The following is a 1,326-nucleotide window of genomic DNA, read 5'->3' as shown; positions in this document are numbered from 1 at the left end:
GCATCGACACCGTGCTGCGCCCGAAGGTGGACGCGGCCCTCAACCTGCACGAGCTCACCGCCGGCCTGGACCTGAGCGCGTTCGTGCTCTTCTCCTCAGCCGCCGGTACCTTCGGCGGCCTCGGCCAGGGCAACTACGCTGCGGCCAACGTCTTCCTTGACGCCCTCGCCGCTCAGCGCCGTGCCGCCGGACTCCCCGCGATCTCGCTCGCCTGGGGCGCTTGGGCGGACGGCGGCATGGTCGGCAGCCTGGCCGAGGTCGACGTGCGACGGATGAGCCGTGGCGGCGTGCAGGGCATGCTCGCGGACGAGGGCCTGGCGCTCTTCGACGCGGCATGCGCCGCGGATGACGCGATGCTGGTGCCGATGCGGCTCGACCTCGCGGCGCTGCGCGCCGAGGCAGTGGCGGGTACGCTGCCGCCGCTGCTGCGCGGACTGGTCAGGACGCCGGTTCGCCGGGCCGTCGAGGCCAACTCGTCCGGAACGGTGGCCGGTTCTGGCCTCGCCGGGCGGCTGGCCGCGCTGCCCGTGGCCGAGCGGGACGCCGTGCTGCTCGAGCTGGTCTGCGCTCGGGTGGCGTCGGTGCTGGGTTACGCGGACGCCGCTGCGGTGGAGTCCGGCCGGGCGTTCAAGGAGCTCGGTTTCGACTCGCTGACGGCCGTCGAGCTGCGCAACGAGCTGAACGGTGCGACGGGTCTGCGGCTGCCGGCGACGCTGGTGTTCGACTACCCGACGCCCGCCGCGCTGGCCGCCTTCCTGCGCTCGGAGCTGGTCGGCGAGGGGACCGAGGCGTCGGTCGCCGCCGCGGTCGCGGTCCTGGACGACGAGCCGATCGCGATCGTCGGGATGAGTTGCCGCTACCCGGGCGGTGTGGAGTCGCCCGAGGACCTGTGGCGGCTGGTCTTCGAGGGTGCGGACGCGGTCTCCGGCTTCCCGGCCGGCCGTGGCTGGGACCTGGACAACCTCTACCACCCGGACCCGGATCACCAGGGCACCTCGTACGCCCGCGAGGGCGGGTTCCTGCACGACGCGGGCCTGTTCGACCCGACGTTCTTCGGGATCTCGCCGCGTGAGGCGCTGGCGATGGACCCGCAGCAGCGCCTGCTGCTGGAGACCTCGTGGGAGGCGTTCGAGCGGGCCGGCATCGACCCGGCGACCGTGCGCGGCAGCCGGACCGGCGTCTTCGCCGGTGTGATGTACCACGACTACGCCACGGGCGTCGGTGAACTGCCGGACGGCGTCGAGGGCTACCTCGGCACGGGCAACTCCGGCAGCATCGCCTCCGGCCGCGTCGCCTACACGCTCGGCCTGGAAGGCCCGGCGGTCA

1 pseudogene is annotated in these 1,326 nt (G+C 73.5%); it reads left to right on the top strand.

The window, feature by feature from the left end:
• Window positions 1–8: 8 nt before the first annotated feature.
• Window positions 9–1,326, top strand: a pseudogene (locus tag ABD369_RS40600) (acyl carrier protein); the annotation flags it as partial.

It is taken from the genome of Kitasatospora cystarginea (assembly GCF_039533515.1).
Classification (GTDB): Bacteria; Actinomycetota; Actinomycetes; order Streptomycetales; family Streptomycetaceae; genus Kitasatospora; species Kitasatospora cystarginea.
The sequence above is the reverse complement of the archived record's forward strand: the minus strand, read 5'-3'. Positions and strand labels throughout refer to the sequence as shown.